The organism is Endothiovibrio diazotrophicus, from assembly GCF_054657215.1.
Map to the genome: position 1 here is coordinate 1 of NZ_BAAHXB010000177.1, position 6901 is coordinate 6901.

General features: G+C 66.1%; 9 protein-coding genes. 7 read left to right on the forward strand and 2 right to left on the reverse strand.

Annotated features, from left to right (window positions below):
- Positions 1-456: 456 nt before the first annotated feature.
- Positions 457-1188, reverse strand: a complete 732-nt coding sequence (locus ACYQ2W_RS24725; RefSeq protein ID WP_459873425.1) for a Crp/Fnr family transcriptional regulator — start codon at positions 1186-1188, stop codon at positions 457-459.
- Positions 1189-1469: 281 nt separating this feature from the next.
- Between ACYQ2W_RS24725 and ACYQ2W_RS24730 the strand changes: the two genes are divergently transcribed.
- The 7 genes from ACYQ2W_RS24730 to ACYQ2W_RS24760 all read left to right on the forward strand — a co-directional run bounded on the left by ACYQ2W_RS24730 (position 1470) and on the right by ACYQ2W_RS24760 (position 6360).
- Positions 1470-1850: a c-type cytochrome gene (locus tag ACYQ2W_RS24730; RefSeq protein WP_459873427.1), complete on the forward strand. Its 381-nt coding sequence runs from the start codon at positions 1470-1472 to the stop codon at positions 1848-1850.
- A gap of 15 nt (positions 1851-1865) precedes the next feature.
- Positions 1866-3272: a cbb3-type cytochrome c oxidase subunit I gene (locus ACYQ2W_RS24735; protein WP_459873429.1), complete on the forward strand. Its 1407-nt coding sequence runs from the start codon at positions 1866-1868 to the stop codon at positions 3270-3272.
- Positions 3273-3344: 72 nt separating this feature from the next.
- Positions 3345-3941, forward strand: a complete 597-nt coding sequence (locus ACYQ2W_RS24740) for a cytochrome c oxidase subunit 3 family protein (protein ID WP_459873431.1) — start codon at positions 3345-3347, stop codon at positions 3939-3941.
- Positions 3938-4204, forward strand: coding sequence for a cytochrome C oxidase subunit IV family protein (locus tag ACYQ2W_RS24745; protein WP_459873433.1), 267 nt, complete (start codon positions 3938-3940; stop codon positions 4202-4204). The genes ACYQ2W_RS24740 and ACYQ2W_RS24745 overlap by 4 nt, the downstream gene beginning before the upstream one ends.
- 5 nt (positions 4205-4209) lie before the next feature.
- Positions 4210-5019: a CbbQ/NirQ/NorQ/GpvN family protein gene (locus tag ACYQ2W_RS24750; protein ID WP_459873436.1), complete on the forward strand. Its 810-nt coding sequence runs from the start codon at positions 4210-4212 to the stop codon at positions 5017-5019.
- Entirely contained in the window at positions 5003-5404 is a 402-nt protein-coding gene (locus tag ACYQ2W_RS24755; RefSeq protein WP_459873438.1) for a magnetosome magnetite crystal formation protein family, read from the forward strand. The genes ACYQ2W_RS24750 and ACYQ2W_RS24755 overlap by 17 nt, the downstream gene beginning before the upstream one ends.
- Positions 5401-6360 (forward strand): 4Fe-4S binding protein, encoded by a 960-nt coding sequence (locus ACYQ2W_RS24760; protein ID WP_459873440.1) that lies wholly within the window; start codon positions 5401-5403, stop codon positions 6358-6360. Before ACYQ2W_RS24755 ends, ACYQ2W_RS24760 begins: the two co-directional genes overlap by 4 nt.
- A gap of 187 nt (positions 6361-6547) precedes the next feature.
- On the opposite strand, the gene ACYQ2W_RS24765 is transcribed toward ACYQ2W_RS24760, so the two are convergent.
- A partial coding sequence (locus tag ACYQ2W_RS24765) for a toll/interleukin-1 receptor domain-containing protein (protein ID WP_459873442.1) occupies positions 6548-6901 on the reverse strand: 354 nt, incomplete at its 5' end.

Consider the following 6901-nt stretch of genomic DNA (forward strand, 5'->3'; position numbering starts at 1 on the left):
AACCGGCGGAGGTCAACGGAAACGGCGCCATCGCGGCCTAAGGGCCGCTCCTACAACAAAACCGCCCCCGTAGGAGCGGCCCCAAGGCCGCGATCGTGCGAAGTGCCGTGCCCCAAAGACACCGGCGGAGGTCAACGGAAACGGCGCCATCGCGGCCTCGGGGCCGCTCCTACAACAAGACCGTCCCCGTAGGAGCGGCCCCAAGGCCGCGATCGTGCGGAGTGCCGTGCCCCAAAGACACCGGCGGAGGTCAACGGAAACGGCGCCATCGCGGCCTAAGGGCCGCTCTTACAACAAAACCGCCCCTGTAGGAGCGGCCCCAAGGCCGCGATGGTACGGAGTGCCGTGCTCCAAACAAACCGGCGGAGGTCAACGGAAACGGCGCCATCGCGGCCTCAGGGCCGCTCCTACGGTGCCTCTCGTAGGACCTCGATAACCACAGAAAGCCCCCCCCCCTCAATTCCGCACAAACGACGGCTTGCACGGATAAAGAAACGTCGACTGCAACCGGTCATGCGGCAGCGCGCAGACATCCGCCACTCGCTGCAACGCCTCGCCGTCGTTGATCTTCACCCGGCTCCCCTTGACCTCGATGATCCCCTCCACCGCCAGCGACTTGATGATCCGTGAGAAGGTCTCCGGCTTCACCGATAGCCGCGAGGCCAACACCTGCTTGGGGATCTCCAACGAGAACTCATCCCCCACCTCCGGCCGATTGGAGACCAGATACCCCGCCACCCGGCAGGTGGCGCTGTGCAGGCTGAGATCGTCGATCTCGCGGATCAGCCCGCGCAGCCGCTGGCTCATGTCGCCGAGCAGCAGAAAACAGGTATCCACCGACTCGCGCAGCATCGCCGCGAAGTCGGCGGCGTCGATGCTGATCAGCTCGGCGGCATAGAGCGCCTGCGCCCCCACCGGATAGCGCGGCCGATGGAGGAACATCAGCGCCTCGGCGAAGGTGCTCCCCGGCACCACCACCTCGATCACCTTCTCGTTACCCTCCGGCGACAGCCGGTAGAGCTTGATCTGCCCCGACAGCACCAGGAAGAAGCGCTCGGCGGCGTCCCCCTGCTCGAACAGCGCCTCGCCCTCCTCCAGGCTCAGCCGCCGCGCCCGCGCGGCGACCCGCGCCAACTGCTCTTCCGACAACCCGGCGAACAGGAATCCGGTCTTCAGCTCCTCGATCATGGGTCGCCTCCAACCTGTCTTCGATACGGCGAAATTGCCGTTGAGGTGAGCATTCCACAGCAGCGGAAAAGGCGGGTTGACCAATGTCAAGGTTGCGGGCGATGGCGCGGAGTTGAATGGCCCCGCGACGAACCCGCTCCACCCGACCTCGGGAAAGGCGGGTCCGTCACGCAAGGCCCGCCCCCGGCCGAGAGGGGCGGTCCGCCACAACGGGAGGACCTCAATCCATGGCACAAGCGTTCACCAAAACGATGGCGCGGAACATCTTCTTCGGAGGTTCCGTGTTCTTTCTGCTGCTGTTCCTCGCCCTCAGCTTCGACACCATGGGCGCCCTGCCCAAGCGTGACAACCGGGGCAACCTCACCGCGCAGGTGGCCCTGGGCAAGGCGGTGTGGGAGCGCAACGACTGCATCGGCTGCCACACCCTGATGGGTGAGGGGGCCTACTTCGCACCGGAGCTGGGCAACGTCTACCAGCGCTTCGGCGGAAGCACCGAGGCAATCATGGCGTTCATCGCCAGCCGCCCGCCGCAGGGCATACCGGGGCGGCGCAGCATGCCCCAGTTCAACCTCAGCCACGACGAGCTGGAGGCGGTGGCGGCGTTCCTCAAATACACCTCCGAGATCAACGACGCCAACTGGCCGCCGAACATCCAGGGTTAAGGGAGAGAGCACACCATGAAATACTCGTCGCAAGCGGTCGCGAAACCCTATTTCATCGCGGCCATCGGCCTCTTCGTCGGCCAGATCCTGTTCGGTCTGATCCTCGGCCTGCAGTACGTCTGGGGGGACTTCCTGTTCCCCGCGATCCCGTTCAACGTCGCGCGCATGGTCCACACCAACCTGCTCATCGTCTGGTTGCTGTTCGGCTTCATGGGCTCGGCCTACTACCTGGTACCGGAGGAGTCGGAGACCGAACTGCACAGCCCGAAACTGGCGCTGGCGATGTTCTGGATTTTCCTCGTCGCCGGCGCCCTGACCATCCTCGGCTACCTCACCGTGCCCTACGCGGGTCTGGCCAAGCTCACCGGCAACGACCTGCTGCCGACCATGGGGCGTGAGTTCCTTGAGCAGCCGACGATCACCAAGCTCGGCATCGTGGTGGTCGCCCTGGCGTTCCTCTACAACATCGCGATGACCGTGTTGAAGGGGCGCAAGACGGTGGTCACCCTGGTGCTGCTGATCGGCCTGGCCGGGCTGGCGGTGCTGTTCCTCTTCTCCTTCTACAACCCCGACAACCTGGTCCTGGACAAGTTCTACTGGTGGTGGGTGGTCCACCTCTGGGTGGAGGGGGTATGGGAGCTGATCCTCGGCTCGATCCTCGCCTTCGTGCTGATCAAGACCACCGGTGTCGACCGCGAGGTGGTCGAGAAGTGGCTCTACGTGATCATCGCCATGACGCTGATCACCGGCATCCTCGGCACCGGCCACCACTACTACTGGATCGGCACCCCGGAGTACTGGCAGCTCCTCGGCTCGGTGTTCTCCGCACTGGAACCGATCCCGTTCTTCATGATGACGGTGTTCGCCTTCAACATGGTCAACCGGCGGCGGCGCAACCACCCCAACAAGGCGGCGATGCTGTGGGCGCTGGGCACCGCGGTGATGGCCTTCCTTGGCGCCGGCGTGTGGGGCTTCCTGCACACCCTCGCGCCGATCAACTACTACACCCACGGCTCGCAGATCACCGCCGCGCACGGCCACATGGCCTTCTACGGCGCCTACGTGATGATCAACCTGACGATGATCTCCTACGCCATGCCGATGCTGCGCGGACGCAAGGCGGCCAACAGCAACCGCTCGCAGGTGCTGGAGATGTGGGCGTTCTGGCTGATGACGGTGTCGATGGTCTTCATCACGCTCTTCCTCACCGCCGCCGGCATCCTCCAGGTCTACCTGCAGCGCTACTCGGAGGACCCGCTGCCCTTCATGGTGGTGCAGGAGAAGATCGCGCTCTTCTACTGGCTGCGCGAGTTCACCGGCGTGATCTTCCTGATCGGCCTGCTCTGCTACGTGGCGAGCTTCTTCGTCGCCCGCAACGAGGCCGAGGCCACGGTGCCCAACGCCGAGCCGGCCACCGCGTGATGGATGCGGGTAGGGCAGGGACGCCCCGCCCCTTTTCCCATTGCCGAGTGACGGCCCCGCCGCCAACCCACCATGACCGCAGAGACCACCACCCTCCCCGCCCCGCCCGTCGCCGACCGCCATCCCCCCGGCGACCTCGCCCTGTGGATCTTCATCCTCGCCGAACTGCTGGTCTTCGCCGTGCTCTTCGCCAGCTACGCCTTCGCCCGCATGCACCACCCGGCGCTGTTCGACCACTACCAGGCGACCCTCGACCGTACCTCGGCGCTGATCAACACGATCGCCCTGATCACCGGCAGCTACTTCGCCGTTCGGGCCGTGCCGGCGATCCGCGCCGACCGCGCCGCCGAATGCACGCGCTGGCTGGTCGCCGCGCTGGCCATGGGCGCGCTCTTCGTCGCGGTCAAATCCGCGGAGTACGCCCACCACTTCGCCCACGGCATGACCCTCAGCACCAACCCCTTCTACACCTACTACCTGGCGCTCACCTTCTTCCACTTCATGCATGTGCTGCTCGGCATGGTGATCCTCGCCGCGGTGGCGCTGAAGGCCCACCGCGGCGGCTACAGCGCCGCCGAGCACAGCGGCGTGGAGAGCGGCGCCAGCTACTGGCACATGGTCGACCTGGTATGGCTGATTCTCTTCCCGCTGGTCTACGTGATGCGATGAACACGCTCCGCCCCTGCACCAAGGTCTATCTGGCGCTCACCGCCCTCACCGCGCTCACCTACGCCATCGGCGAGGCCGGCCTCGGCGGCCTCACCGTGGCGCTCGCCACCCTCGGCCTGGCGCTGGTCAAGGGCCAACTGGTCGGCGACTGGTTCATGGGCCTGCGCGGCCTCCAGGGCCCGTGGCGCTGGGTGATCCTGATCTGGCTGACCGTCCCCGGCGCGCTGATCGCCGGGGCCTTCTACCTCACTCCCGGAGGCTGAACCGAATGGAACGGAACAACACCGTCACCCGCCTACAGCGGGAACTCCCCTTCTACCGCCCCCACTGCAACGAGACCGTGCTGTTCGAGCACGCCTACCACAACCGCCTGCCGGTGCTGATCAAGGGCCCCACCGGCTGCGGCAAGAGCCGCTTCGTCCAGCACATGGCGGCGCGCCTCGGCCGGCCGCTCTACACCGTCGCCTGCCACGACGACCTCACCGCCGCCGACCTGGTGGGGCGCCACCTGATCGGCGAGCGCGGCACCTATTGGAGCGACGGCCCGCTCACCCGCGCGGTGCGCGAGGGGGCGATCTGCTACCTCGACGAGGTGGTGGAGGCGCGCAAGGACACCACCGTGGTGCTCCACCCGCTCACCGACGACCGCCGCATCCTGCCCCTGGAGCGCACCGGCGAGGAGCTCCAGGCGCCGCCCGAGTTCATGCTGGTGGTCTCCTACAACCCCGGCTATCAGAACCTGCTGAAGGGGATGAAGCCGAGCACCCGCCAGCGCTTCGTCGCCCTCTCCTTCGACTTCCCCGACGCCGCCCGGGAAATCGAGGTGGTGATCGGCGAGAGCGGCGCCGAACGGGCCCTGGCCGAGACCCTGGTCAACCTGGCCGGCGCCCTGCGCGCGCTGAAGGACCACGACCTGGAAGAGGCCGCCTCCACCCGCCTGGTGGTCTACGCCGCCAACCTGATCCGCAGCGGCCTCGACCGCCGCGAGGCGTGCATCGCGGCGCTCGCCGAACCGCTCACCGACGACCGCGAGACCCTCGCCGCGCTGACGGAAGTGATCGATGCCGTCCTCGGCTGAGGGACGCCGCCTGGCGATCGCCGCCGAGGCGCTCTACCTGATCAACCTGCTGATGCTGCCGGGCCTCGGCTTCATCGCCCTCGCCACCCTCTACTGGCGCCGCCACCGCCACGCCCCGCCGTTGGCCGCCGCCCACCTGGAGCAGACCCTGGCGGCGAGCCTGTGGGCCGGCGTACTGATCGCCCTGATCAGCGGCGTGCTGTGGCTCGCCGGCGGCGGCAGCGCCGCCGGCTGGACCATGACCGTGCTCTGGTTCACCGTCGCCCACACCAGCCTGGTGCTGCTCGGCATCATCGGCCTCGCCCACGCCATGGCCGGCCGCTGCTGGCACTTCCCGCTGGTGGGCCGGCGGCTGCCGCACGGCTGCGGAAAACCCACCCCGTGAAACGCACCGTCATCCAACGCAGCCGGATGCTCACCCAGATCGGCTTCTTCGCCCTGTTCCTCCTCGCCCCGCCGCTCGACCTGTTGCGCATCGACCTCAACCTGGGCCACGCCATTTTCTTCGGCCAGGACTGGACCCTGGGCATCGACGACTTCCTCGCCGGCCGCGCCGACATCGCCGACGCCGCGCTCAACCTGCTGCTGCTCGGCCTGCTGCCGCTCGCCCTGATCGGCGGCCTGCTGATCGGCAGCGCCTGGCGCTGGGGCCGCCTCTACTGCGGCTGGCTCTGCCCCCACTTCTCGGTGGTGGAACTGATCAACCGCCTGATGCGCCGCGCCTCCGGCCGCCCCACCCTGTGGGAACGCCAACCGCTACCGCGGGAGCAGGCCGACGGCCATGTCGAAACCCCCTCCCCCCGCTACTGGCTGCCCACCGTCGCGACGGCGATCGCCTTCGCCTTCCTCTGGGCGGTGGTCCTGCTCACCTACCTGCTGCCGCCGGCCGAGGTCTACGGCAACCTGTTCCACGGCCGCCTCACCGCCAACCAGTTCACCTTCATCGCCGTCGCCACCGCCGCCCTCAGCGTCGAATTCCTCTTCGCCCGCCACCTCTTCTGCCGCTACGCCTGCGCCGTGGGCCTGTTCCAGAGCCTCGCCTGGATGGCCAACCGCGACGCCATGGTGGTGGGATTCGCGATGGAACGGGCGCGGGAACGCCAAAGCTGCAACAACGCCTGCGACAACGCCTGCCCGATGCGCCTCAAGCCGCGCGGGTTGAAGCGGAAGATGTTCACCTGTACCGAGTGCGGGGAGTGCGTCTCTGCCTGCATTCAGGTGCAGGCGCGGCAGGGGGAGGCAACCTTGATGCGCTGGGTGGAGGACGAAGCGGCCCATCCCATCGCCGAACCAACCCTGGGCCAGCGTCGCGAATCAGACACTCTCCCAAAACCCGCATAAGGCGGGCCGCGCCCACAGCAACGCCAAACACCGACAGCATGTCTCCCAACAAAGAGCCCAAAACGTTACCTCCGCAGAATCAACTGCGTGGCGGAGACTGCTAACACTCAAGCGGTGGTACGGCTCAGGAGTGCGGTTCCGGGTGCTATATGGTGCTAAAGTTAAAAATAGGAGATATCCCTCAGCATCAAAAAACCTTCTTCTCACTTATCGCCTGTTCAATATGTTCGATAAGAGCGGCGTAACCACGTTTTGCGTCTGCCCAATGGATACTGTCCCGGGAAACATGGGGAACAGAACGGGCAATCTCATCGGCCATAGGCTCAAGTTCAACTGGAAGAATCGGTTTTCGAAGAGCCGCCGCAAAATCAAGTTCCATGCTAATCCAGCGACTAGCAATAGCTTCCGAAGTAAGGAGAGTCACCACCAAATCGCTGTCGGCAATCAAGTCACGCAAGCGATCGCCGATATTCTGACTTGCAGCGACGTCATACGAATCCTTATGTACCCGATACCCAAGCCGAATCAGGAGGTGATAGAG